The following is a 26,341-nucleotide window of genomic DNA, read 5'->3' on the forward strand; positions in this document are numbered from 1 at the left end:
TCCAGGCGTTCCTTTCTGAAAGGAATGGGCCTCGCGGCGGGAGCAGTCGCCGTGTGGCCAACCACCGTCACCGCTCAGGAATCGAAGGAATCGCCCGGTTTCAAGGAACTCGGGCGGAAGAAGCAGTCAATTTCACTGACCATCAACGGCAAGGCTCACAAGGTTGACGTGGAGCCCCGCTCGACACTGCTCGACGTCTTGCGCGAGACGTTGGACATGACCGGCAGCAAGGAAGTCTGCAACCGCGGAGCGTGCAGCGCCTGCACGGTCCTGCTGGACGGCGTTGCCGTCAGCTCGTGCATGACGCTCGCGATGGATGCCCAGGGACACGACGTCGTCACGATCGAAGGCCTCGCCGCCGATCCCAGGTACAAGTACATCATCGACGCGTTTGTGGAGCATGATGCCGCGCAGTGTGGCTACTGCATCCCGGGTTTCGTCGTTCGCACGGCGGATTTCCTGGAGCAGGTTCCGTCGCCTGACGCCGAACAGATTCGCGAAGGCCTGGCCGGCAATTTATGCCGCTGCGGAACGTACTCGAAGATCTTCGCCGCCGTTGAAGCCGCCGCGGCCAAGAAGGGAGGCAGGTGATGCAGCGCGATAATAACGTTGCCTTTGAGAACAATGCCCCCCGTGTCGACGTGCTGGAGAAAGTCACCGGCGCCGCGCGATACGCCTCCGACGTCTACCCGAAGAACATGCTCTTCGCCCGATTCATTCGCTTCCCATACGGAACCGGCAAGGTGAAGAGCGCGAAGCTCGACGAGGCGCGAAGTATGCCCGGCATCGTCGAGATTGAGCTCGAGGATGGGTCCGCCCCCTATGCCGGTGCTCGAATCGGGCACATTGTCGGTGAATCGCGTGCAGCGGTCGACGATGCGATGGAGGCTCTGGAACTGGAGTTCGAGCGCGGCGAAAATCGCACGCGCTGGCAGGATCATTACGAGGGCGTTCCCAACGTCGCCAAGGACCGGGAGAAGGAACTGGACGATCTGTACAAGAAGGCCGCAGTCGTTGTCGAAGCGACCTACACGACGCAGATCCAGAATCACTCCTGCCTGGAAACCCACGGCGCCGTCGTCGATCACCGTGGGACTACTGCTACCGTCTGGGCTTCGACCCAGGGCACGTATTCGGTGCTTGAAGGCATGCAAAGCCCGACGGGCCTCCGCCAGTCGGATATTCAAGTTCACTGCGAGTACATCGGCGGCGGATTTGGCAGTAAACTGAACGGCCCGGGACCCGAAGGAAACCTCGCAGCGCGCCTTTCGCGGAAGCTCAAGCGACCCGTTCGCGTGTTCCTTGATCGTGAAGACGATCAGATGGATACGGGGAATCGCCCTGGCTCCGTTCAATACATGAAGATCGCTGTTGCAAACGACGGGAAACTGCTCGGCGGCCGTGTGCATTGTGTCGGAATCGTTGGTCATCAACCCGGCGGCGGGGGAGCAAACAACCCCGGCAACTACAACTTCGGCGACATCGAACGTAGTGAAGCCGAAATCACTCTCACGGCCTGTCGTCCTCGGGCATTCCGCGCGCCAGGCATGCCCCAGGGCATCTTCGCCGTCGAATCCATGATGGATGAACTTGCGGCAAAATTGGGCATGGACCCGGTCGAGTTCCGGAAGCTGAATGAATCCAGTGAACGTCGCAAGACTCAACTCGATTACGGCGCGAAGCTGATCGGTTGGGACAAGCGCAAGCCCGACGGCGCGGACAAAGGGCCTATCAAGCGCGGAATCGGTGTTGCAGGTGGCAATTGGTTCATCTGGCCGGGCGAGTGCCTTGTCGATCTCGACATCTATCGGACTGGAAACGTCGAACTTCGTTCCGGCTCGCAGGACATCGGGACCGGCACACGCACGGTAATCGTCGATGTAGCCTCTGAGGTTCTCTGTGTGAATCGGGATCAGATTGTCGCGAAGGTCGGCAACTCTGACTATCCGGAAGGTCCCATGAGCGGAGGCTCCGTGACGGCGCGTTTGACCGCTCCGGCGGTCATGGATGCATGCTACCAGGCGCTGGACAAGCTGAAGGCGCTTGTGGCCACCGAGTGGGGAATCGATGCGGAGGATGTCGAATACGACGCGTCCTCGATCTTCCGCGAGAAGGACGGCGATCGCACAATGGCCTGGAGTAAGGCCACCGCCCTCATAAGCAGCGAGAAGCTCTCCCTTCGCGGTGAATCGAAACGCAAATACTGGGGCGAGGGCGGCACCGACGCTGTCCAGTTCGCCGAAGTCGAAGTCGACACCGAGACCGGCATCGTTCGTGTGAAGAAGATCGTCGCCATCCAGACTTGCGGCCAGGTCGTCAATCGGATGACCGCCGAGAACCAGGTCTGCGGCGGCGTGATCCAGGGAATCAGCTACGCGCTGTTCGAGGATCGTCTTCTCGATGGGCCGACCGGCGGAGTCGTGAATGCGGACTTCCAGACCTACAAGATCGCCGGCTCTGTCGACATTCCCGAGATCATCCCGATCCTGGACTGGACAGAGAAGGACACCGGCGTGAAGTCGCTTGGCGAGCCGGTGACGATTCCGACCAGCGGCGCCATCGCGAACGCCGTCACGAACGCCATCGGCGCGCGCGTTCGCGACTTGCCGATCACACCTGCGCGTGTGCTTGCCGCCCTCGAAGCGAAAGGAGGCTCCGCATGAAAGCGTTCGACTATGCAATTGCCGAGAACCCGGCCGGGGCCATCGTTGCGATGGGCAAAGGCTATAAGGTAAAGGCGAACGGCATCGATCTGCTCGACCGTCTGAAGGAGCGCACGGAAGAGCACGACAAGTTCGTGACCATCCACGAAATCAAGGAACTCAGCGGGATCTCCGAGGCCGACGGCATGATTCAGGTCGGCGCGACGACGACGCTGCGCGAGATCGGAGCCAGCACTCTGATCCAGTCGAAGTTCCCTGCCTTGGCAAAGGCCGCTGCTGACGCCGCGACTCCTCAGGTTCGCGCAAAGGCGACGCTCGGTGGAAACCTCTGCCAACGTCCACGGTGCTGGTACTTCCGTGACAAGGAGTACCACTGCCTGAAGAAGGGCGGGTATCAGTGCTTTGCCGTCGAAGGCGACAATCGGTACCACGCCATCTTCAGCGATGGGCCCTGTCACATCGTTCATCCGTCCAATACGGCACCATCGCTGGTCGCCGCCGGGGCGGAAATCGTCGTGCTGAACAAGAGCGGCGAGCGCATTATCCCAGCGGGCGAGTTCTTTGCGCTGCCGCTGGACCGGATGCGGAGCGAAAACGTCCTCGCGGATGGCGATCTCATCACCGCAGTGCGAATCAAACCACCGGCGAAGTCCGCCTATGTGGAGTTCCGCGAGAAGCAGTCCTTCGACTGGCCGATTGCTTCCTGTGCGGTTGTCAACGATGGCAAGCGCTGGAACGTTGTCCTGGGGGCGGTCGCACCGATTCCCTGGCGATCTGAAGCAGCCGAGGGAATCCTGGAAGGCAAGGCCTCGATCGACGCCGAGTTGGCCGACAAGGCCGCTGCGGCTGCACTTCAGGAGGCGAAACCCATGTCCGACAATGCCTGGCGGATGAAGGTGGCGAAAACGGCTGTCCGACGCGCGCTGCTCGCTGCCGACGGAAAGGAGGCTGTCTGATGTCCCACGGAGATGAGCCAATTCGCGGCTGCTGCGTGCGGTTGCGCTGCAAGGCGATGTTCATTCGATCCGATACACGCCCGGGGAAATTGCCCGATGGCAATGCCATGAGCTACTGGTGCTGGCACACGAGCGACGACCTGGGCCCGGATCGGGATGTCGCAAGTCCTGCCAAATGCCAGGCTGGTCGGGAGTGCTTCGAAACACCAGACTGATCAGCCTGGGAAATCGAATGAAAAACACCATGGGCGATTCCCTCGGATGATGGGAATCGCCCATCTTCTTTTCCTCACAGAGGTGGCTTTTTTTGGCCTTTTTTTAGCCATTTTCGATTTTACTAATGTGCATCCTTAATGCGGGGCGAAAGTACTTGCTCTGATCCCGGTTTTGGCCGAAGAAGAATCCTCAGCGATCGAACACTCCGTCGTCGCGATTGGGGAGTCGTGGGGTGGGTCGATGGGCTGTGACGCCTTCCAGGCAGGTGGGAGCTTGTTCAGGGACAGGGACGATACGATGGGTACGGCAAGATCCGGACAGAATCTGCAGGGGAGTGCAGGACACAGACTCCTCCTCGTTGGCGACAGACTTAGTGTCTGCCGTCCTGCAGGCTTCTGCCAGAGGAGGCTCCCGTCCTGAACGCACCCGCCCAACAGATTTCTGCTTCCATTCCCAGTATCCTCTGGACCGCGGACTGCGACGGTCGGCTCCTGACCCTGTCCGGCAGTGGACTTGCTGCGGCCGGAATCGATCCCGATGAAGCGCTCCAGCGTCCAGTCGGGCAAGGTCTGCAGTTCGAAGGCCTGGATGAGGCCCATCGGCGGGCGTTGGAAGGTGAAAGCGTCGCATACGAATGCGAGCGCGAAGGCACAATCTACGGAATTCACATCGCGCCCTCTCGCAAGCCCGATGGGGAAATTGAAGGATGCATCGGCTGTGCGACGGATCTGACAACGCTCAAGAGAAGTCAGGAAGATCTGGAGCGCTGGGAGGCGCGAAACCAGGCTCTCCTTGAGATTCTCCCGGACTTGATCTTCCACATCAGCCGAGATAACGTCTTCCTCGATTTCCAGGCCGGACGAGAGGACTCACTCTATGTTCCACCCCGCGAGTTTCTCGGCAAGCCCATCCGCGAAGTCCTTCCCCCGGAAGTGGCACGTGTCGTCGAGGAAGGCTTGCAGGATGCCTTCGCCACGGGCTCACCAACATTCATTCAGTATCAGCTTCCGATCGGCGGTGAATTGCGCGACTTTGAGGCGCGAGCGATCGCGCGCGAAGATGATCGCGGCATCGTCGTAGTTCGCGATGTGACCGATCGCAAGCGCGCTGAACGTGAATTGCGCAAGACAGAAGATCGCCTCACGACCGTCGTTGCGAATGCGCCCCTTGTGCTGTTTGCCCTGGATCGCGATGGGTACTTTACCCTCTCCGAGGGAAAAGGCCTCGAGTCCATTGGTCTGAAGCCGGGCGAAGTCGTTGGGATGTCTGCTTTCGAGCTCTACAAGGCTTTCCCTAGAATCATCGAGAACATCCATTCAGCCCTGCGGGGACAGCACGCATCGGAAGTCCTCGATGTCGGTGGCGTGCTTTTCGATTCGCTGTTTGCCCCATTGCATGCCGAAGATGGAACCATCGAGGGCGTGATCGGCGTGGCGACGGATGTGACAGTCCACAAGCGCGCCGAAATGATTCAAAAGGTCCTCTATGAGATTGCCGAAGCCTCGGTGCAGGTAGACAATCTGGACGAACTCTTTCACGTGATTCACCAGACACTTGCGACGATCATCGATGCCCAGAACTTCTTCATCGCGCTCTATGATACCGATCGCGATATGGTCTCCGTCCCTTATTTGTCTGACGAAAGAGATCACATCTCCGGGATCCCGAAGGATCGTCTTGGCAAGACTTTGACCGGTCGCGTCTTACGAACCGGCAAGCCGCTGCTTTGCCAGCGCGCAGAGATTGAGGAATTGATCGAGCGCGGAGAAATTGAGCAGGTCGGCGCCATGGCCGAGTCGTGGCTCGCCGTACCGTTGATCTCTTCCGGGACAGTCGTCGGCTCGATCGGACTGCAAAGCTACACGACAGGCAAGGCGCTGACCGAAGATGACATGAACGTGCTCAGCTTCGTGTCGCACCAGATTGCCCGGACAATCGAACGCAAGCAGGCCGAGGAAGAGAGGCGACGCAACGAGGCGCGCTTCCGCGAAATCTACGAGAAGTCGCCCGTGATGATGCACTCGGTCGACCGCGATGGGACTGTACTGGATGTCAACGAGAAGTGGCTGGAGGAGACCGGCTACACGCGCGAAGAGATCATTGGCAAGAAGCTCGAAACCGTAATGACTCCAGAGTCAGCTAATAGAAGAGACTCGCAGATCATGCCGGAGTACATGCGCACCGGCTCCGTGCGTGAGGTCCCGTATCAGTACGTCAGAAAAGACGGTCGACTGATCGATGTCCTGGTGAACAGCAATCGCCTGCGCGATCCTCTCTTCTCCGAAGTGAAGCTTTCGGTCGTCCGAAATGTCACCCAGCAGAAGCGTTACGAAGAAGCGCTACGTCGCCTTGTGGCAGGCACTGCTGCTGTCGTCGGCGAGGAGTTCTTCCACGTTCTCGTCAGCGAGCTCGCCGGCGCGCTGGACAACCGCTTTGCACTCATCGCGGAGCGCGATCCCGAGTATCCTGATTCCACGCACGTTTTGGCCTTCTGCGATACCCAGAATCCCTTGCAGAAGACGATTCAGCCTCCGGCGAACAGCCCGTGCGCGCGAGTTGCCGAAGCCAACTTCTATGTTTGCGAATCCGGCTTAGAGAAAGAATTCCCGGATAACGTCCACATTAGTACTCTTGGAATCGAGAGCTATATGGGTCTGGCGCTCAGAGATTCCCACGGCGAAGTGATCGGGCAGCTTTGCGTCTTCGACACAAAAACGATGGAATCGAAAGATCAGATGCGCTCGATCCTCAGCATCTTCGCCTCACGTGCAGGGGCTGAACTTGAGCGCCAACGCGAAGAGCGCAAACGTCGCGAGAGCGAGGAGCGCTACGCCTTGGCGGCCCGCGGCGCGAACGATGGCCTGTGGGATTGGAATCTCCGCACAAATCGAATTTACCTGTCGCCCCGATGGAAGACAATGTTGGGCTATGATGAAGACGAGGTTGGCGATTCCCCCAGCGAATGGATGGATCGCATTCATCCCGAAGATCGCGATCGTGTGAAGGCAGAGATCGATCAACATCTCGATCGCAACACGGCCCACTTCGAGAGCGAGCACCGCGTTCGCCATCGGGACGGAGCGTATCGCTGGATGTTATGCCGTGGCCTGGCCGTCGGTGATCGTGCGGGACAGCTTCACCGCATGGCCGGTTCGCAAACGGATATTACCGAACGAAAAGTCGCCGAGGAGCAGTTGCTACAGGCAGCATATTACGATGCTTTGACCGGCTTGCCTAATCGCGCCTACTTGATGGATCGGCTGTGGCGCAGCATCATCCGCAGCCGCGATTCCGATTCCTATCAGTACGCCGTTCTGTTCTTCGATCTCGATCGGTTCAAGAACATCAACGACAGCCTTGGGCACACACTCGGCGATCAGTTGCTGATTGCGCTGGCAGAGCGATTGAAGTCCTGCGTGCGTACGGGCGATGTCGTGGCGCGCCTTGGTGGAGATGAGTTCACCGTTCTCCTCGAAGGCATCAGCGATGTCTCCGATGCGACCAGCATCGCGGACAAGGTCCTGCGTGAGATCACAACGCCGTTCAATCTGGGCGGGCATATTGTCTACACAAATGGCAGCATTGGAATCGCCCTGAGCCACAGTGGATATCAACGCCCGGAAGACTTGCTGCGGGATGCGGATACGGCAATGTACAGCGCGAAGGAACTTGGCAAGGCGCGATACATGGTGTTCGATCGCGGCATGCACGATCGCGCCGTGGCGCTGCTGCAGTTGGAGACGGATCTTCAGCACGCCGTCGCGCGCGAGGAGTTCCGCGTCTTCTACCAGCCGATCGTTTCCCTTCGCACAGGACTGATCGAATGCATCGAGGGACTGGCGCGCTGGCAGCACCCGTATCGTGGACTCGTGATGCCCGGCGACTTCATTCCCGCCGCCGAAGAAACAGGCCTCATCATTCCGATGGGTCTGCAGATCATGCGCGAGGCCTGCCGGCAGTTGCAGGAGTGGAAGCGGCGGTTTGGCGTGAACGCACCCCAGGCCGTTTGCGTGAACTTGTCCGCCCGGCAGTTCATGCAGCCCGACATCGTCGAGCAGGTGAAAGCTGCCCTCGATGAATCCGGTCTGGATGGGAATAGCCTGCAGATTGAGATTACTGAGAGTATCCTGATGCAGGACATTGAGGCGGCGATGGAGCACCTCGCTCGGCTGAAGGATCTCGATATCCGGCTGTGCATCGATGATTTCGGAACCGGCTATTCGTCGCTCAGTTATCTCCAGCGCTTCCCGATCGATACCCTGAAAATCGATCGGTCTTTCGTTAGCAATCGAATCACCCTCGATGAGAATCTTGAGATCGTTCGGACGATCGTGACGCTCGCGCACAATCTGGAAATGTCTGTGATCGCTGAAGGCGTTGAGACAGAAGAAGAGCTCGCACAGTTGCGAGCTCTTCGTTGTAATCATGTCCAGGGTAATTACTTTTCAAAACCGGTGGCAGCCGGCATCATCAATGACATCTTGTCGGACGGTGTGCATTACTGGTAAGTCAGCGCCGCCCGCGCCCACCGCCGCTTCCACCGCGACTGCTGTTGCCACCTCTGTTTCCGCTGCTATTCCCGCCGCCCCGGCTTCCGCTGGCCTTCTTCTCAATGCTTTGCTGCGGAGAAAACGAGGGCGCCGATGAGCGATTCATCCCGGCGCCGGAGAGCTTCTGTTCCTGCGACTGGAATGCCTGGCGCTGCTGATTCATCGCGCGCTGCATTGTTTGATTCATCGCTGCTGCATCCATGTTCTGCATCGAGAATCCCGAAGCCGATCCCGTCGGACGAGAGAACTGCAGCGCAAGGCCATCGTCAGTCTGCGTTGCGCTCGTCTCGCGCTGCCAGTCCGCGGATTGCCCGCTGGAGGACGTCGCACTTCCAGAATGCGTCACGTCGTAGCCCGTGTTCGTCTGCTCGATGTCAGTCGTGTGGTCGACGTCGACTTGTGTGCCGGACCCCGTCTGCACGTGTGTTTGAGACTGAACCCGTGCGCCCGTTTGTGTCCGAGTGCCAGTCGCTGTACGATTCCACGCGCCCGAGCCCTTGTTGGTTGTTGCGCTGCCGCTGCCTTGCCGAGTGTATCCATCTTCCGTTGCGGCCGATTGACTGGATTGCTGAACCTGGCCAGAACGACCTGCTGAGTCACTATAGTTTACAGCGTGCTGCGAATTTGCCGACTGTTCGTTCGGGTTGTAATTTGTCGTTCCTTCGTGGCTTGCATTGGCCCAGCGATTTCCTCCGCCGACCGATGCCTGACCTGCGCTCTGGGACGAGATGTCTCCCTGGCGATCCTTCACAACATTGGTCGCCCCCTCATACTGCCCGACGGCTTTGTCGTTAATCTCGACCACGCCCTGCCGGACTTGCGAGGCCGTTCCCTTGAGCGGATTGGCCTGATTCTCTACGGACTTCGTGATGTTCATGTCTTGTCGAACGGCATCGATCTTGTCCCAGATCTGCGTGCCGGATTTCTTTGCGTACTGGCCCAGTGCCGCGGTGCTTGCAGGGTTCTGCTTCAGGATGTCGAGCACGCCGGGATATTGTTCGAGGTACTTGTAAGCCGCCTGGCCGGAGGCGGAGTCCGGTGCCTTGCCGGCGGCGAGCGCTGCCGGATCCTGAGCCACCTGAAGGATCGCGGCTGCGACCTCGTCCGGGTAGGCGGCTACACCTTGCAGCAGACGTTCCTCCGCAACCTGGCGAATCGCCGCAGGATCGATCTGTTGGGCAAGCAGCAGCCCGTGTAAGAGAAGCATCGTGCAAATCAAAGCGACAAAACGAGTCGATTTCATGGCCCACTCCCAAGAAGGAATTCTACGAGGAATCTAGCTCTCGGGATTCCTCGCATCAAGCGCCTTTCAGCATGATGGCAATTGTTTGAGGCGTAATTCTCAGCCGCGCGCTTCTTCTTCCTCGCGGCGGCGGTACTCGACTTGCAGGGCTTCGTCGCGCTCGGCGCGAGTGCTATTCGCAATCTGTCGGCGGATTTCTTCCTGGCACAAGTGATCGCACAGTTCGTTATCCGAATGGCCGGAATGACCGCGGAGCCAATGCCACTCAACATCCTGCTTCTCGCATACCGCGTCGAGGCGCTTCCAGAGATCGGCGTTCTTGACTGGCGAACGATCTCGGCCTTTACCCCGCATCCAGTCGTTCTTCTTCCATCCCTTGATCCACTTCGTGATTCCCTGGCGCAGGTAGGTCGAATCGGTGTGGAGCTCAACGAAACATTTGCGCTTCAGGGATTCCAGCGCACGAATCGCCGCCGTCAGTTCCATCCGGTTGTTTGTGGTGCCCAGTTCGCCACCGCTAATGCGTCGAACCTGGTCGCCCCATCGAAGCACCGCCGCCCAACCGCCAACGCCCGGGTTGGGCTGCGAGCCGCCGTCCGTATGGATGACAATCGGCTCCTTGGGATCGAACTTCGGTTTGTCTTTCGGAACCTCTTCGGCAGGGGAGGGAGCAGGCGGATCTTCGCCCGCCGCTAATCGATCCAGCGCCTCACCGTCCAGGCGATACAGCACCCATTCGTCCATCCCGCGTGCGCCAAGCGTGTGATAGAAGTCGCGTGCCGGCTTGTTCCAATCCAGTACGGCCCACTCGAAACGCTTACAGCCGCGTTCGACGGCGATTTGTGCAAGGCGCGCCAGCATGCGCTTGCCGATCGCCCGACGGCGATACGCGGGGCGCACGAACAAATCCTCCAGGTAAAGTCCCGGGGCGCATTCCCACGTCGAGAAATTGTGGAAGAACAACGCAAAGGCCGCGATCTCGCCGTTGTACTCGGCGATGATTGCTTCGGCAAACGGGCGCGGGCCGAACAGACGCTCGCGCACGTTCTCCGGCGTTGCGTAGCAGTCCTCCGGCGCGCGTTCGTACACGGCCAACTCGTGAATCATGCGCGAGATCATCTCCGCGTCTTCGGGCACAGCGGCCCGCAACACGACCGGTGACTTGGCCTTGGCCATGAACTCCACTCCTGGTTTGGATTGAGCGCTTGCGCTGCTGATTACTCGACGAATTCCAGCTCGACGGGAGCCGGGATGAAGCCCTTGTCGTGCGCTTCCTTCAGGAACAACTCGACGCTGCGTCGACCGCGATCGCCGAAGTCCAGCGTCAGATCGTTCACGTACATGCCGACGAACTCATCAGCGAGTTCCTGGCTCATACCGCGACCCCATTGCATCGAGTGCTTCACGGCCTCGTCGCGATGCTCAAGGCCGTAGCGAATCGACTCGTGCAGGATGCGATTGATGCGGCTCAGCATCGGCTTGCCAAAAGACTTACGCACGACGTTCGCACCGAGAGGCAGCGGCAGTCCATTTGTCCGCTCGTACCACCACTCGCCCAGATTCACGATATTGGCAAAGCCCTCGGCTTCGTACGTCAATTGACCTTCATGAATCAGCAGACCGGCATCGGCCTTGCCCGAACGCACCGCGTCCATGATCTCATCGAACGGCACGACAACGTGATCGAACTCGCCGTCCATAAAGATCTTCATCGCCAGATAGGCGGACGTCATCAGGCCTGGCACGGCGATCTTTTTCTTCTTCAGATCATCGACCGGGAAGGCATTGCGCGCGACGATCATTGGGCCGTAGTTGTCGCCCATCGACGCGCCGCACGGCAGCAGAGCGTACTTGTCCAACACCGACGCGTAGGCGTGGATGCTGATTGCGCTGATGTCGAGTTCCTCGCGCATGGCGCGTTCGTTCAGTGTTTGGATGTCCTGCAGAATATGCTCAAAGCGCAATTCCCCCGTCTCGATCGCCTCGATTGCCAGGCCGTAGAACATGAAGGCATCGTCGGGATCGGGCGAGTGCCCAAGCGTCAGTGTGCGTGTCTCGTTTGGTGTGCTCATCTTACTCCTGTTGCGTGCAAGAATTTCCGATTCTCATTCGGCAGTGTACATCTGCGATCTGAGAACGATCATGTCGGGCAAGAACTGAGCCGACTGGCGCGATGAACGGAAATACCGCTGCCACCATTCCTTCGGCGGGACATCATCTTCCGACAGATCAACGTCTTCAAAGAGACCCAGTGCAAATACCTCCTGGAGTTGCTCAGAGACATTTGCTGCCGCTTCGGGGCTGGAGTAGGAGAAGAAACGAAGTCCTTCAAGTCCTTGGTCGGCCAGCGTCTCGGTAAACGCCTTGCTTGTGGCCAAGGAATTGTTGCTCTCGCCCGTCACGCGTCGCACTGCGTCCTGTGCCTCGATCAGGTTATTCGTCAGAATCAGGTGACTCGGAGTCAGGGCGATCGAGAAGCGCAGCGCCGTCTCTTCGCCCGGCATCTGCTTCATCGTCCAGATGTTGAATCCGCGCTGCGTGAAGTGCTCCAGCGGGATCTGATAGGGTTCGCCGGTCAGGCGATCGAAGAACTGATCCAGGGTCGCCACAAGCTTCTCGCCATTCGTCGTCTTGAGCAGGAAGACTTCCGAACTGACCGAGGAGGATGACATTCCCTCTTCCTCCAGTTCTGTCTTCACTTCGCTCGGCAATTCCCGCGAGTAGTAGGCGTGCTCGCCCTTCAGGTTGTTGATGATATCCGCTTCCACATCGACGTTGAAGTTACTGACAGAGGACATCAGATATGCGCTGAGGATGCTGTCCGCCTGCGGGTTGACCATGCGAGCCATGGCGCGGACGGTCTTCCAGATCTCCTCGAGATTCGCCGTGAACGAAGCGTAAGACAGAACGTTCGAAGGCACCAGCTTCGCGGAAGTGAGTTCATTCTTGCTACCGGCGTAGAGCATCGACAACAGGCCGCGGTGCTCTTCAGGAACGGCGATCACGGCATTGGAAGCAAGTCCCCCTTCGTGAAAACCCCAGGAGGCCATCATCGGACCCGTGCCAGAGAGCCCCAGGCTCTCCAGGCCCTCGATCAATTCTTCATGATCCGGATTGGCCTTCTGTTGGTCGAGCAGGCGCGCAAGATTGAAGTAGACCGTCACATCGCCTTGTTCGCCAACGCTGCGCTTGATGTCCTCGAAGCGATCGACGGCGCCGATGGTCTTCTGATTGTCGCCCATCAGTCCCGAAAGAGTCGGCCGGAGCGGCTTGCTTCGGCCCTCGCACAGGATGAAGTACTTGTCCGTCAGTGTGTACTCGATGTGAATGGGGATCTCCTCCATCAACTGAAGGCCCTCGAGTTCATCGGGTGAGTTTTCCGCCGGGCCTTCCTCGTAGTACTCGATGACGTAGATCTTCTCGCCTTTGAATTCCTCGACGCTCTTCTTGGCGTCCTCAGGCGTATCCGCCAGCAACTCGTCAAGAACGCGGCGGATCTCCTTGTGATCCTTCTTAGAGACTTCCGCGACGAATGCCGTGTCCCATTCGTGCATGGAATAGTCGCCGTCGGCGCGGTACTCGTTCATCGTGGAGTAGACGCCAACGTAGCCATTCATCATGCCGAGGATTTGCTCGATGTCGATGTCGAGCTCCTTCAGATCCTCTTCCTTGAAGGAATCCCAACCTTTCTCAATGGTCTGGCGAATGGCAGCGAACTCGGGGCTCTTCCAGGCTTCTTGATAGGGACTGGCAGCCCACTTCTCGCGCAGGGCTCCCATGTCCTTGATCGCGATAAGCAGCCATGTGTCCTCGGGCAACTGACTCGTCAGATCCTTCGCCCGTGCCGGAGCGATCGAAACGATCGCCAGCAGCAGGATTAGAGCGATGCTCCGCCACCCATCCCGGATGATCTTCATGGTATTTCCCCTTAGTCGATTTGTGCCGCCTGGATGCCCTCCGGCCTCACTCCGGCTGCAGGTACCTGTAGCCTTCGTTCTCTGCCTGCTCGGAATAAGCGAAGGACTCCTTGTTCTGAAGGAAGACATTGATCAATTCCACGGGCAGGGCGAAAGCGATGCCTTCCTGGAAGGAGGCTTTCAGCGTTACGAGCCCCACGACTTCACCGCGTACGTTGACAAGCGGCCCGCCGCTGTTGCCGGGGTTTACCGCCGCCGTCGTTTGCAGATAGAGGATGTCGTTCACGTTGCGCGCCAGCGAACTGACAATGCCCTGGCTGACAGTGTGCTCGAGCAGTCGGCGGCCCATCCCCGGATTGCCGATGGCGTACACATCATCGCCCACTTCCAGCGAACGCGGCGGCGCGATCGGCAGCGGCCGTAGTGTCACGCCCTTCTCGGCTGCCTTCTCAGGGCTGAGACGCAGCAGTGCGATGTCGTAGAGCGGGCTGAAGGCCTCGACCTCGACATCCTCAAACGTCTCGCGGCGCCACTGGTCGCCATCCTTCTCGAAAACGTTGACCGTGTGATACTTCTCGCCATTGATCACGTGGTGGTTTGTGACGATTAGTCCTTCGTCGTTGTAGATGAAGCCCGAGCCGGATCCGTGTGGGTTCGAGATCAGAACGACGCTTCGCTTCGCCTCATCGACGATCTGGGTGCGCGACATGACATCCTGCGAGGCGCCTTCGCGGGCACGGAAGATCACCGACCCGGTTTCCGGGTCGAAGACCCCGGAGCCAAGCCCCAGCGTCGGCGTCGTCTCCCCGCTGGCTGCTTCGGAAAGCGACTCCGAAGAGAGAATATTGTCGGGAGACAGACGGATGATCGTCGGGCCGATATCGATGAAAACTTCCTCGGGCGTTTCTTTCACCAACTGCCCGACCACCTCGCCACCACCGCGCAGGCGCCAGTACATCTGGTCATCATCCGCAGCGTGAGTGCTCGCTGTCGTCAGCAGTATTGCCAGCGTGGCGATCCAGGCGATCCGAGTCATCATCAAACAGGCCTCTTCCCGAGCGGTTCCGCGAACCAGAATTGACTATCGTCAGGAAGCCAGAACAGAAGCCCCGCGGCAAGAGAGAATCCCGTTGCAGAGCCGGAAGAAAAAGGAACGCCGCCGAGAGCAAGTCTCGGCGGCGCAGAGGGCACTGAATTCTGAGCAGTACGATCAGATATTCGGGCTTTCCCAGTTCACGATATCGTCGGAATCCGGAATCAGGCCGCCGACCGTCACACCGGTCGTTCCATTCGGTCCCTGCGACAGGATCTGGAACGTTGCCGGATTGTAGTAAGTTTCCGTCGAGTAGTACGGATGATCGGATGGCAGTCTGGCGCCGCCAAGGGAGGAGTATTCCCGGTACTGAATGTAGTAGTACGGGCTCCCGAACGGATCGAGGAACTGAATCTGAGCGCGCGACAATCCGGTCGTCAGGGCGCCGCCGGTCAACGTTCCCAGCTTGTTATCGTCCCAATCCAGATAGGGGCCTTCCCAACGGGTGCTGAGGGGCGTGTACATGTTCCCGTTCAGGCTGCCGCGCAAAGCCAACTGCATGTAGCCACAGCCCTGCGCGGGCGTCAGTTGGTCCAGATTGCTCGGGGCGATAGCGGTCCCCGTGCTGGAGGGCGGGAACTGTCCAACGTCGATCTGATAGCGATTGATGGCCACTTCCATCGTCCGGATCTCAGCCCGGGTTCTGGCCACCTTTGCTCGAAGGACTTCTTTCGTATAGACGCCGACGGCGATTGTCGAAAGCAGCGATACAATCAGCAGCACGACCATCAACTCGATCAGCGTTACGCCTTTATTGAAGAGCTTGTTCATTTTCGAGCTTTCCACCGGGCTTTTGGAGCGTTCGTTTCGGGGGACTACTTACCAACAAGTTCGGATCGATTAGAAGATCGAGTTGAAAGCCGTTTCGTTCGCGACCGGGCCGAATTCGTAGAAGATGTCATCGTCGAATTCCTGCACCGTCGAGGAATCCGATTCGCCGTTCGAGCCGAAGGAGACGATGGCGAAGCGATCGAACCGATCGTCCTGGTTCTGGTTGATGTTGCCATCATCGATATCGTTGTTGGACGGCGTCGCATTGATTGTCGACTCGCTCGCCGTGCTGATGATGCCGATCGGCGAGTAGAAGCGATATGGACGGCCCCAGGGATCGAGCACGAAGTCGTAAGAGACTTCCTGCTGCGTCAGATCCTGGGGATCGTTGACGATGTCGTTGCCCGTGTAGACGCGCTTCGCATTCAGGAACGGACCCTGCCAATAGTTGATCATCTGGGCGACGCGATCGTTCGGATCCGCCGTGCCGACGGCCAGGTCATCCTGGCCGGCCGAGACCTGCTCTGCCAGATCCAGGAACGGATTCACGACGTAGGTCGTGCTCGCGGTGGGGTAGTCGGCGAAGTTGTCGTGCGCCGTGCCTGTGCTGCCGACATTCAAATTCGGCACATTGTCCAGGATGTGAATGGGGACATAGTAACCATGAGTCATGGCGCACATGTCCTGGGCCATCGCGATCTCACGAACTTCCATCCGCGCCGTGGCGATTCGCGCCTGGTGCGTCTTCTGGACGAATACCGGCACAGCGATCGTCGCCAGTAGCGAGATGATCGCCAGCACGACGAGCAACTCCGTCAGCGTCACAGCCCGCATTGCTCTGTTTTCAAAAGTCTTCATGGTACGTAAGTCCTCCGAAAGTCGCGATGCCCTTCTGGTTTTCGGGCTCTCTATGAGTTTCCTGCATTCGAATCAAACCGTCAACTGCCTGTTCCTGCACCTTCTTCCAGCTCTATCGCCCGAACGAGCGGACAAAATCGTCACCCGTTCCAAGGTTGCTACCGGCTCCGTCGCCCGGCAGACCGTTCGGCCCCAGGCTCAGTACCGTGATACGATCAAACACATCGGTCGGCACGGCTGTCAGGATCGGAGAAAGAGATCCGATCGGGAAGTCGGCCGTCTGGACCATGTCGCCGTTCGGCTCGAGCACCATGCCCACGCGCGTGAACAGGAGGTAGTTATTTCCCCACGGGTCATCCGGAATGCCGTCCGGCAAACCGCCGTCATCATCGTCCGGCGTGTTAGTATAGTTATTCGAATCTTTCTGCCAGTTCACATACGGCCCATTCCAATTGAAGGATGTTTCATTGTTCTGAAGCAGATCAAGAAGGCCTCGCCCCACTGGGTTTCCATCGACCAACTCACCGGTCTGCGGATCCAGGAACAGTCGATCCTGGTTTTCAAAGTATCCGACAGTGTTATAGTTGTAGGATTGAATGGTGTCGTTGGGGGCATCACGCTCCCACTGAGTGGAGTCTCGGGTCACCGTATCGTTCAACATAAACAGGCGAACGTAATAGGCCGTATCGATCGCCACGCGCTCTTCTGCTGAAGCGTAGTGCTCCAGATCCTGCATCGCACGTGCCTCACGGGCCTGCTTGGTGCGATTCGCGATAATCGGAATCGCGATCGACACAAGAATGCCGATAATGATGATCGCGATCAGCAACTCGATGATCGAGAAACCCCGTGTTGCCTTGCGATATGTCCTCATCCGGTGTTGCATGACAGAGTCACCTTTTCGGGCCATCAACGGAATCCTTCTGCATCGTCCTTCAAACATCAGAACCGGTACTCGATATCGTCGCCATTGTCGTTCTGAATCGCGTTTTGCAATGGCGCGCGCTCGTAATCAGAAGAGACGCCCGGCGCCGATGCATCGCCTGGAATGCCGTCTTCACCCAGCGAGAATATCACGCTGGAATTGAAGGACGTTTCCGTGCCGAAGAACAGGTAGGGCTGACCCCACGGGTCGACCGGGTAGCGATCGCGCTCCAGAACAGTATCCGGCGTGGCCCCATCGACAAAGATCGGACCGCCAAACGTAGACAGGTAGAAATCAGGCATGTTTGACATCGATATCTCGCGCTTGAAGGCCAGATACGGCCCCCCCCAGTTCGTCTCAATGGCATCGCCACTGATGGCGACTTTGCCATTCCAAGCCACGCCAAAATCCTGTTCCGAATACAGGCGCGGTGGGTGGGTCGGAGGATCCCAACCCTCACCTTCAATCCGCGGGCCGTTATCCAAGTCTTGCAGGCGCGCCTGAATGCCGGCGTCCGCCTCGACCAGAAGCTGCGCCTTTGCAATCGAGGACAACTCGTCGTTGGCGGCCACAATACGGGCCTCTCGTGTGCGCTGGCGGAAAATCGGGAGAATCAGCAAGGCGATCAGGGCGATCACACTCGCCACCATCGCGATTTCCACCGCGGTAAAGCCTCGCTTATGATTACGTGCCGCTTGCTGCATCGGCTTCTCGGCTCCTTGAGTCTTCACGGGTACTCCCTCCTCAGAAGGAGAAGACCACGTCGTCTGAACCCGGATCGGTAATTCCGATCGGGGTCGACTGATCATCCGAAAGGGCGAACGACGCTGCGTTCATTCCGTAGTTCTGTCCATATTCCCAGCTCCACGCATTCGCGCGTTCGTCCGTGAACTGGTCTTCCAGCAAATAGGTGAGCGACAAAGATGTGTCGTTCGGATTACCAACAAAAAGACGCAGGCCGTATGGCCCTGTGTCGTTGACGTTGAAGATATCGCCAGCGGTCGGGCGGAAGAATTCTCCGCCACCCGGCAACTGGTTCGGACCGTAGCTGACAACCGCGTTGATGAAATTGCCCGTTACGCCGGACGACGACAACGTCACGTTCGTCGAATCCTGCGACGCGAAATACAGTGTCGGATTCGCTGGATCGGTCCGGTCGACGTTAAGCATATAGACCATGTACGGACCGTTGAACGGATCGACCGGCCACTGGAACGTCGCATTCTCCGCCGTGGTCGCCGGAATGCCCACAGGTGGATTGCCCGCTTCGAAGTCCGGCAACCGCATGGCTTTGGAACCGCCGCGTCCTTGAGAGACTCCGGATCGGGCTTGAGAAGCGCTGAAGTAGGGGCCGAGCCAGTTCTGTTCGATATGAGTAGCTTGGGGAACCGTCGATACGGAGAGGATGCTCATGAAGGCGTAAGATTGAGTCCCCGGGTTGCCGAAGGCCCTCTGTCCAGCTAACTTTAGCAGGTCCTTACTGTCATCCATGAAGCAGAGCTTCGGGAAAAAGCCCACATCGTTGTATGCGAAATCCAGTGCCGATGCGATCTGGCGGGTTTCGCCGATGATCGCCTTGCGCTGGTTGGATCGGAATTGCTGCTGAACGCCGAAAATCGCCAGGCCCGAAAAGAGCGCAATCAGCGCTCCCACAATCACCAACTCAACGAGTGTGAAAGCCCGGCGATTGCTGCTATGTCCGCGTTTCCGAAGCACTGTTGGCTTGTCTCCTCAACTAGTCGTCCTATGGGCTGGCCAAAGAATGGCTCTCAAAACCAGGGGCGTCAACTTCTCGTCACTGATTTTACGGCGCCAACCGGTGCCAGTAAACGTACTCCGGCGCGCCCCGATCCAAGGTCACCAACGCTTCTATGCGCGTGGCCTGCTGGATGCCTTCGGGCGAGTCTGGTTCCACCTTGGGTTGGCCCACAAGCAGAAAGGCTTCCGAACTCAACGTAATGTGAGGCAGAAGCGTGCGGAAGCGAGCCAGCCGGTCATCATCCGATGGGGCGTCACCAAACAGCGTGTCGTCAACCAGAACGTCGCTGAGTCCGCGGTACAGAACGCCATCCTCCAGAAGGCCATCCTGGGCATCCTGCTCCAGCTCTGCGCGCCGCTCCATCAGGTCCTCGGCCTGGTCCCAATCGATCCCTGGGAGGGACACGTAGCCCATCCCAAGTGTAGTATTCAGATTGATCCGTCCGTGCCGGACGTCCCAGCCGTGGGCGAAGTTCATCTCGCCATAATGAGCCAATTCCTGGCCGGTCATCTCCTCGGCCAGCCGATCCGCCTCGCTCTTCGACATCTCTGTGCTTTCCCTGGATTGCAAGCGAGGCAGCTTGACGGTGAACACGTCCAGCAGACGGGCGTCGATTATGCTCGGCTTCTTGGCGAGATCGACGTCTTCGAGATCGGCGCTGCGGGGAGTCGCCAGAGCAGGGAAATTCCACCGGATTCCTTCGCCGCCATTCTCCGGGGCGTAGCCCGCGAAGACCTGGAAGACATCGGCAGGGGAGACGAACGGCCCATCCATCGGGTAGTTGCGCAACTTCCGCAGAACCTGCGTGTCGGGCAATTCATCCCGCGGCGCGACATCGAACGGGTTCGCGTGTAGCTTCGTGGCTTCGCGAACCATCGGGTTTACGCGCTGGTAAGACAGCAGGCCCTCGCCGTCGTCATCGCTGTCAGGCTTGTAGGTCATTGAATCGATGAGGTTTCCGTCATCATCGAAGAGCGAGAGCGTGTACGCGCCCGGGCTGTGCAGCAGATTGAAGCCCGGCGCCGTGATGGAGCGTCGACTGGCCGTGTTCGCGACGACATCGAAGATATCGTAAACGCTGCCAGTCCCTGGCGTGTGGTAATCCAGTTCATCGGCTGAGTTATCGAAATCGTCCGTGATCAGCACGAAGCCCTTCGGCTTGATCCGTCCGTTCAGCGAGACCACTTCGCCCGCGCCGACCAGTTTCCAGCCGGTCAGATCGAAGTCTTCATCCCACGGATTGTAGATTTCGACGTATTGCCCGTCGTCGCCCTCTTCATCCGGGGTCAGGGAATTCGCATAGGCTTCGACGATGTAGGGAGTGCGCTCGACTCCCAGGATGCGATTCGTGCCGCCCGTTCCCGGGAACACCGTCGGGATGCGATCGAAATCGCGCGCATCGACGACGTTGACCGCAAACTGCTGCAGCATCGCGTCGTCTTTCGCCTCGTACTTGTAGAGCTTTTTGAGCGCATTGTAGATTTCAATCGGCGTCGCCGTGTTGAGATCGACTTTATCATCAGGCTGCAGATCGACCAGGCGCTCGTCCTTGCTGATGCTGAGCGTTGTCATATAAATCGACCCGGCGTTCAGGAGTTCGCGCGAAACGCCGGCGCCGGTAATCTTTGGGTAGTTCAGCAAGTCCTGGACGGAAGAGAACCGCACATCGTCGCCGTAGGCCGGCAGGCGGATGTCGGCGATGTACTCATCCGCTTCATCCACGCCGGTCACGAAGCCTTGGCGCCATTCGCTGCGGGCCTGCTCCTCGTCTTCGTCGACGACCCAGACGTCCTCGCGGACTTTGGCGATCAACTTCTTTGGGTCGCGCGAGACATGATCGACCAATCCGGCCGCGTTCAGCGCCTGCTCATTCGGCTGCAGACGCTCCGACTCATCCTTATCGAAATCATCATCGACATTGGCAGCGCCAGGCATTCCATCTGGACCGTAACGAATGTCTATGATTGCGGCGGCCACTTTCTTGCCATTCACCGAGATATTCGCCTCGTCGCCCAGCGCATCGAAGAACCGCGCCAGGACCACTTCGTCCGCAGCGTTGATGTTGATCTTCGCGGAAGCGTCGAACAGCGAAACCATCGATGTTTCCGTCCCGACCAGGGGACGCAGCACGCGGGGCTGGCGGGTCGTCCCCTCCTGGATAAGACTCCGGGATTCTTCGCGCCCGAGGGCTTCCGGCTCATTGAGCGCCAGCACGTACTGGGCCTCGGCGTTCTTGCCGGGGCGGAGCTTGAGGAACTCTTTGTCGAGCGACAGATCCAGCCGGCTGCTTGGGCCTTCGGGCAGGTCGTTCGCCAGCAGCAACGACGTCGAGTCCACGCCGGTCAGCGACGCGATGCGGTTCTGCACGCCGCTGGCGAAGTTATCGGCCGAGGCAATCTCCAGTCGGCTTGTGAACGACAGCGTGATGGCCATCAGGACGAGCAGCGACAGGATCGCGATCACTAACAGAATCGTCGACCCGCGGTCGGTGCGACCGGGCCGTATCTGCTGAATCCTCGTCTGTCCAATCGCGCGTCGTTTCATTGCGATGGCCTCTCAGCTTCTGGCGCCCGTCTACATTTCGCGGACAAACAACTCATACCTGACATCTTTGATCACAACTTCCAGGTCGACAACCGTGGCCAGCGATTCGGTCAACAATTCCCGCGATCCGAGTGGCCAGCCGCCGATATCCTCGAGCGGAATGCGTTCGGCGCTGACTGTCACCTGCACCCGGACGGCTGCCGGGAAAACGAACGGCGGAACGCCGAAGGGCGCGCCAATCGGGCGCTGGGCAGGGAAGAAGTAATTCGCCGCGTCCCAATTCTCTTGCCAGTACGGATGCGGCGCTGCCGTCGGTGAAACCACATCGTCGTTCGGGTTCCAGGCCAGGAAGTCCAGGCTGACAACGTCGAAGATCAACGGCGCGACCGTCGTCTCCTCTGTCAACTGGCCGGGATTCGTCACGACTTCGCGAAGCAGCACATGGTCCATGCCGTCGAAGTTGCCAATCTCGTAGGTGATGATCTGGGCGGGGGAGCCCATTCCCGGGTCCGCCGGGACACGGATGCTCAACATGTCGTTCGAGAAGACAACGTCTTCATCGACGTTGAAGTCTCCCACGTCCGGCACGCCGACAAAGGCCTCGCGTTCCGTCGTGGTTCCGATCACCGCGTGATGGTCATCATCGGCGGCGTTCCAACTCAAATCGTCGTCGAATCCGTCGAGCGTTTCCTCGTCGGTCGACCCATCGTCATCATTGTCGACATTGTCGCCGTAGGTCAGCGTGTTGGATGTCAGTTGGAAGTACTGCGTCCCCAGGGTTGCATCCTTGCGGACCTTGCGAAGATCGCGAACGATTGTGTCGACCGCAATGCGTGCCCGGGTGTGAGCGCGGATCTGGGCTTCGGCATCATCGGTGGCGCGAGAGATTTGGACGAAGGCCGTAACGACACTGCCCATGAAGACCAGGGCAATCACGAGCGCGACCAACAATTCCACAAGGCTCAGCGCTCTGCGCGTCGAGTGGGTCGAAGCCCTGCGAATGTTTGGCCGAATCTGTCTCATCCTTCGCTTTCGAGTTCCGTTTTCCGGGCTCGGTTTTCCCCCGATTCTTGAACCTTATGATCCTGGACAAAATATGGGGCAGCCGCTGCCGGCTGCCACGCCAATCTCGTGCTTCAAAACCCTCCGAGCGGCTTTCTCATCACCGATCGAACCTCAACTCGTAGACCACGCGCTGGTCAGGATCGAAATCCTGCGCCAACCGCACAATGACTCGTGCGACATTTACGTCGTCTCGCGGGTCGCCAGGCGTATCGTTGCTCGAGAACAACGACTCGCCAGAGTAGGAATACGTCAATCGCTCATCCAACGGCCAGACAATCGGATCCGTCGGTGCGTGTCGGTTTTCAATCTCTTGGATAATCCGGGATTGCCTGTCGCGATCCCGTCGAATTTCTTCCACTTTTTCGTGCGCCAGCAGCGCTGCCGTGCCCTTCAGGGCCGCATCTGTGTGGGCGCGCAGGCTGACGGGGAAGAGCTGGACAATAGCCACCACCCCGGCGAGAAGAATCGCCAAGGCTACCAGAACTTCGATGAGAGTGAAGCCTCTTCCGTTCCCCGCGGGCGGGAATCGCCTGCGCATCGTCCGGCTCCTTTACAGCTTCCGCTTAGGCAGGATCTGGGGCTCGCCGGAGTTAGACTCCATTCGTATCGAGAAGAAGCTCTCGTCCGCGGAGGGGTCGTCGAACTCACGCCTCAACAAAATCACCACGTACGGATTCCCACCATCGGGTGTGAAAGGAATCGTCCGTCGACCATCGGTGTAGACATTCGAATCGATCCGCAACTGATCCACGACCACAAACTCCGCAAAGGCCTCCTCAGGGACGACCTTCGGAATCGTGTCCGTCCCCGCCGCGTTCAGCGCATCAATCCAGAAGAGCTGACGATCGAGATCGATAACGACGCTGTGGCGCCGATTCGTGTTGATCGAGAACCCCCGAGCGGTGCTCAGAGCAGCCTGCAGCTTGCGTGCGGAAGATTGAACGGAAAGGGACTTGCGGTAATTCGAATAACTGTAAAGCGCGATAGTCGAACCAAGGGCCAGAATCACCAGAACGACCAGGATCTCGGCCAACGAAAAGCCGCGCGCTCCTCTTCCGCCAAGGGAAGGGGAGCCGGACTTCAGGGCTCGAGATTGGGCGGACGTTTCACTCATGACTCGTAACGGCAATCCTCGCTGATGGCGGTGATCGTGTCAATGCCTTCGAGCAACTCCGCGACACCGAATTGCAGGCAGTCAAACCGCTTTCGCGGCCGATTCGTCTAACGACTGCCGACAGGCCGAGCGCCTCAGTCTGCTCCAGCTTAACCTGGGCAATTTGTGGGACACCCTCAGGGGGGTGTCAACATGCTTGACAATTCGATTCCACACGCCGCACACAGCCCGGGAAGCAATCTGCAGAGCCCGCGCAGCCGGAATATTCTCCATGGCTTGCCGGGATGCTTGAAGTTCGATTTTCTAAACCAATCAATATCAGGGATTTGGCATGGCTCGACAGCCCCTCGATCCAGCACGGAACCAGCTTCGAATTCTGAAAGACATGGGTTTTGGCTTCCTGGAGGAAGTCGACTTGGCAACCGAAGAGCCCGAGCCGGTGGACGAACGCCAGCCCGCGGTACCCGGACCGTTTTCCGATAACCTGGTCCCAAGCGACTGGCAGGCCCACGAGCCCCTTAGCCTGGAAGAGCGCGTCGAGGCCCTCGATTCGCTCGCACGCGAAGAGGTTGCCACCTGCGAGAAATGCCGGCTCTGCCATAGCCGGAACAACGTCGTCCCCGGCGAAGGCAATCCCATGGCCGAACTGATGTTCATCGGCGAAGGCCCCGGCGCCGAGGAAGACCGGCAGGGCCGTCCGTTCGTGGGAGCCGCCGGCGATCTCCTGACCAAGATCATCGGCGCCATGCAGTTTACCCGCGAAGAAGTCTGGATCGGCAACGTCGTCAAGTGCCGCCCCCCGCAAAATCGCCAGCCCGAGGCCGACGAGATGGCCGCCTGCCTGCCCTACCTGCGCCGGCAACTCGAAATCGTCCGCCCGAAAGTGATCGTTACCCTCGGCAAGACCGCCCTCATGGGCCTGCTGCCCCAACACAACCGTGTCGGCATCACCAAAATGCGCGGCAAATGGCTCGAATACGAAGGCATCCCCCTGATGCCGACCTTCCACCCCGCCTATCTCCTGCGCTCCCCGAACCAGAAGAAGTACGTCTGGGAAGACATGCAGGAAGTCATGAAAGTGTTCGGCAAGACGGTCGAGAAGAAGTAGCGCCCTGGCCGAGCGCCTATCCTGCCATCTCAAAACACCTGGCGATCGTTTCTTTGCTTGCATCCTGTACGGATGTAAACCATTCTTGTGGCCAGTCTTCTGCCGGGGAGGACTTTTCGCCGGGCGCGACGAAGCGGTCGGAAGAGGACTCAGGATCGTTCCGTCCCTTTTCCCCGGGGCGATTTGGAGAGAGGTGATGATGCTGTTCACGAACCGGATTCACCGCTATTTCCTGCTGGCCATTCTGGCTTCCATGCTGCCGGCGCTCTTGCCGGGACAAACGTCCTTCGGGCCCATGCGGAACATCGTGGGGCCCGGTATCGACTTTCCCGGCGCGGTCTTCGCGGCGGACCTGGACGGCGACGGCGACCAGGACGTCCTCTCCGCTTCATATTACGACGACCGGATCGCGTGGTATGAAAACCGGCTAGACGAGGCGAGCGCGGACTTCGGCCACCGGCAGACCGTCACCACAGCCGCCGATGACGCTCAATCCGTTTTCGCAGCGGACCTGGATGGCGACGGCGACCAGGACGTCCTCTCCGCTTCGAGTTCCGACTACCGGATCGCATGGTATGAAAACCGGCTGGACGAGGCGAGCGCGGACTTTGGCCCCCAGCAGACCATCACGACAGCCGCCAGCGGCGCTTATTCCGTCTTCGCGGCGGACCTGGACGGCGACGGCGACCAGGACGTCCTCTCCGCTTCATATTACGACGACCGGATCGCGTGGTATGAAAACCGGCTGGACGAGGCGAGCGTGGACTTCGGCCCTCAGCAGACCATCACGGCAGCCGCCGATGGCGCCAAATCCGTCTTTGCAGTGGATCTCGATGGCGACGGCGACCAGGACGTTGTCTCCGCTTCCTCTGCCGACGATCGGATCGCGTGGTATGAAAACCGGCTGGATGAGGCGAGCGCGGACTTCGGCCCCCAGCAGACCATCACAACTGCCGCAGATGGCGCCAACTCGGTCTTCGCGGCGGACATCGATGGCGACGGCGACCAGGACGTCCTCTCCGCTTCGAGGTACGACGACCGGATCGCGTGGTATGAAAACCGGCTGGACGAGGAGAGCGCGGACTTCGGCTCCCAGCAGACTATCACCACTGCCGCCGATGGCGCTTATTCCGTCTTCGCAGCGGACTTCGATGGCGACGGCGACCAGGACGTCCTCTCCGCTTCATATGACGACGACCGGATCGCGTGGTATGAGAACACCCACGGGGCGGGGACATTCGGCGCCCAGCAGACCATCACCACAGCCGCCGATGGTGCTAAATCCGTTTTCGCAGCGGACCTCGACGGCGACGGGGATGTCGACGTCCTCTCCGCCTCATTCTACGACCACAAGATCGCGTGGTATGAAAACCGTCTGGACGAGGCGAGCGCGGACTTCGGCCCCCAGCAGACCATCACCACTGCCGCCGATGGCGCCAAATCCGTCTTTGCAGTGGATCTCGATGGGGACGGCGACCAGGACGTCCTCTCCGCTTCATATGACGACGACCGGATCGCGTGGTATGAAAACCGGCTGGACGAGGCGAGCGCGGACTTCG

The 26,341-nt window shown here is 59.1% G+C and carries 21 protein-coding genes; 7 read left to right on the forward strand and 14 right to left on the reverse strand.

Annotation, left to right across the window (positions count from 1 at the left end; translation table 11 throughout):
- The first annotated feature begins 24 nt into the window (after positions 1–24).
- The 5 genes from KQI84_07790 to KQI84_07810 all read left to right on the forward strand — a co-directional run bounded on the left by KQI84_07790 (position 25) and on the right by KQI84_07810 (position 8,343).
- Positions 25–591, forward strand: a complete 567-nt coding sequence (locus tag KQI84_07790; protein MCB2154774.1) for a (2Fe-2S)-binding protein — start codon at positions 25–27, stop codon at positions 589–591.
- On the forward strand, positions 588–2,663 hold the full coding sequence (locus KQI84_07795) for a xanthine dehydrogenase family protein molybdopterin-binding subunit (protein MCB2154775.1): 2,076 nt from the start codon (positions 588–590) through the stop codon (positions 2,661–2,663). The genes KQI84_07790 and KQI84_07795 overlap by 4 nt, the downstream gene beginning before the upstream one ends.
- Complete coding sequence (locus KQI84_07800; protein MCB2154776.1) at positions 2,660–3,619, forward strand: FAD binding domain-containing protein; 960 nt, start codon at positions 2,660–2,662, stop codon at positions 3,617–3,619. The genes KQI84_07795 and KQI84_07800 overlap by 4 nt, the downstream gene beginning before the upstream one ends.
- A complete protein-coding gene (locus tag KQI84_07805) occupies positions 3,619–3,834 on the forward strand; it encodes a hypothetical protein (GenBank protein ID MCB2154777.1) in 216 nt (71 codons plus the stop codon). The genes KQI84_07800 and KQI84_07805 overlap by 1 nt, the downstream gene beginning before the upstream one ends.
- Before the next feature lie 609 nt (positions 3,835–4,443).
- The gene (locus KQI84_07810; protein ID MCB2154778.1) at positions 4,444–8,343 is read left to right on the forward strand and encodes an EAL domain-containing protein; all 3,900 of its coding nucleotides are present in this window, start codon (positions 4,444–4,446) and stop codon (positions 8,341–8,343) included.
- A gap of 1 nt (position 8,344) precedes the next feature.
- Here KQI84_07810 and KQI84_07815 read toward each other — a convergent pair whose 3' ends face one another.
- The 14 genes from KQI84_07815 to KQI84_07880 form a co-directional block, all read right to left on the reverse strand.
- Entirely contained in the window at positions 8,345–9,628 is a 1,284-nt protein-coding gene (locus KQI84_07815; GenBank protein MCB2154779.1) for a hypothetical protein, read from the reverse strand.
- Positions 9,629–9,727: 99 nt separating this feature from the next.
- The gene (gene rnhA, locus KQI84_07820; protein ID MCB2154780.1) at positions 9,728–10,372 is read right to left on the reverse strand and encodes a ribonuclease HI; all 645 of its coding nucleotides are present in this window, start codon (positions 10,370–10,372) and stop codon (positions 9,728–9,730) included.
- 473 nt (positions 10,373–10,845) lie between these two features.
- The gene (locus tag KQI84_07825; protein ID MCB2154781.1) at positions 10,846–11,700 is read right to left on the reverse strand and encodes an ABC transporter substrate-binding protein; all 855 of its coding nucleotides are present in this window, start codon (positions 11,698–11,700) and stop codon (positions 10,846–10,848) included.
- Positions 11,701–11,733: 33 nt separating this feature from the next.
- Entirely contained in the window at positions 11,734–13,545 is a 1,812-nt protein-coding gene (locus KQI84_07830) for a hypothetical protein (GenBank protein MCB2154782.1), read from the reverse strand.
- A 46-nt stretch (positions 13,546–13,591) separates the two neighbouring features.
- Positions 13,592–14,584 carry a S1C family serine protease gene (locus tag KQI84_07835; GenBank protein ID MCB2154783.1) on the reverse strand — a complete coding sequence of 331 codons (993 nt, stop codon included), beginning with the start codon at positions 14,582–14,584 and terminating at the stop codon, positions 13,592–13,594.
- 171 nt (positions 14,585–14,755) lie between these two features.
- The gene (locus KQI84_07840; protein ID MCB2154784.1) at positions 14,756–15,409 is read right to left on the reverse strand and encodes a prepilin-type N-terminal cleavage/methylation domain-containing protein; all 654 of its coding nucleotides are present in this window, start codon (positions 15,407–15,409) and stop codon (positions 14,756–14,758) included.
- A 69-nt stretch (positions 15,410–15,478) separates the two neighbouring features.
- Entirely contained in the window at positions 15,479–16,267 is a 789-nt protein-coding gene (locus KQI84_07845) for a type II secretion system GspH family protein (protein MCB2154785.1), read from the reverse strand.
- A gap of 112 nt (positions 16,268–16,379) precedes the next feature.
- The gene (locus KQI84_07850; GenBank protein ID MCB2154786.1) at positions 16,380–17,177 is read right to left on the reverse strand and encodes a prepilin-type N-terminal cleavage/methylation domain-containing protein; all 798 of its coding nucleotides are present in this window, start codon (positions 17,175–17,177) and stop codon (positions 16,380–16,382) included.
- A gap of 32 nt (positions 17,178–17,209) precedes the next feature.
- Entirely contained in the window at positions 17,210–17,923 is a 714-nt protein-coding gene (locus KQI84_07855; GenBank protein MCB2154787.1) for a hypothetical protein, read from the reverse strand.
- A gap of 13 nt (positions 17,924–17,936) precedes the next feature.
- Positions 17,937–18,908, reverse strand: a complete 972-nt coding sequence (locus KQI84_07860) for a type II secretion system GspH family protein (protein MCB2154788.1) — start codon at positions 18,906–18,908, stop codon at positions 17,937–17,939.
- Positions 18,909–18,996: 88 nt separating this feature from the next.
- On the reverse strand, positions 18,997–21,495 hold the full coding sequence (locus tag KQI84_07865; GenBank protein ID MCB2154789.1) for a lamin tail domain-containing protein: 2,499 nt from the start codon (positions 21,493–21,495) through the stop codon (positions 18,997–18,999).
- A gap of 30 nt (positions 21,496–21,525) precedes the next feature.
- Entirely contained in the window at positions 21,526–22,518 is a 993-nt protein-coding gene (locus tag KQI84_07870) for a hypothetical protein (protein MCB2154790.1), read from the reverse strand.
- Between the two features lie 139 nt (positions 22,519–22,657).
- Complete coding sequence (locus tag KQI84_07875; GenBank protein ID MCB2154791.1) at positions 22,658–23,098, reverse strand: prepilin-type N-terminal cleavage/methylation domain-containing protein; 441 nt, start codon at positions 23,096–23,098, stop codon at positions 22,658–22,660.
- A gap of 12 nt (positions 23,099–23,110) precedes the next feature.
- A complete protein-coding gene (locus KQI84_07880) occupies positions 23,111–23,593 on the reverse strand; it encodes a hypothetical protein (protein ID MCB2154792.1) in 483 nt (160 codons plus the stop codon).
- Between the two features lie 412 nt (positions 23,594–24,005).
- On the opposite strand from KQI84_07880, the gene KQI84_07885 reads away from it, so the two are divergent.
- Both KQI84_07885 and KQI84_07890 read left to right on the forward strand, forming a co-directional pair.
- The gene (locus KQI84_07885) at positions 24,006–24,782 is read left to right on the forward strand and encodes a uracil-DNA glycosylase (GenBank protein ID MCB2154793.1); all 777 of its coding nucleotides are present in this window, start codon (positions 24,006–24,008) and stop codon (positions 24,780–24,782) included.
- A 196-nt stretch (positions 24,783–24,978) separates the two neighbouring features.
- On the forward strand, positions 24,979–26,341 hold a 1,363-nt coding region (locus tag KQI84_07890; protein ID MCB2154794.1), incomplete at its 3' end, for a VCBS repeat-containing protein.

It is taken from the genome of bacterium (assembly GCA_020444065.1).
Classification (GTDB): Bacteria; Sumerlaeota; Sumerlaeia; order SLMS01; family JAHLLQ01; genus JAHLLQ01.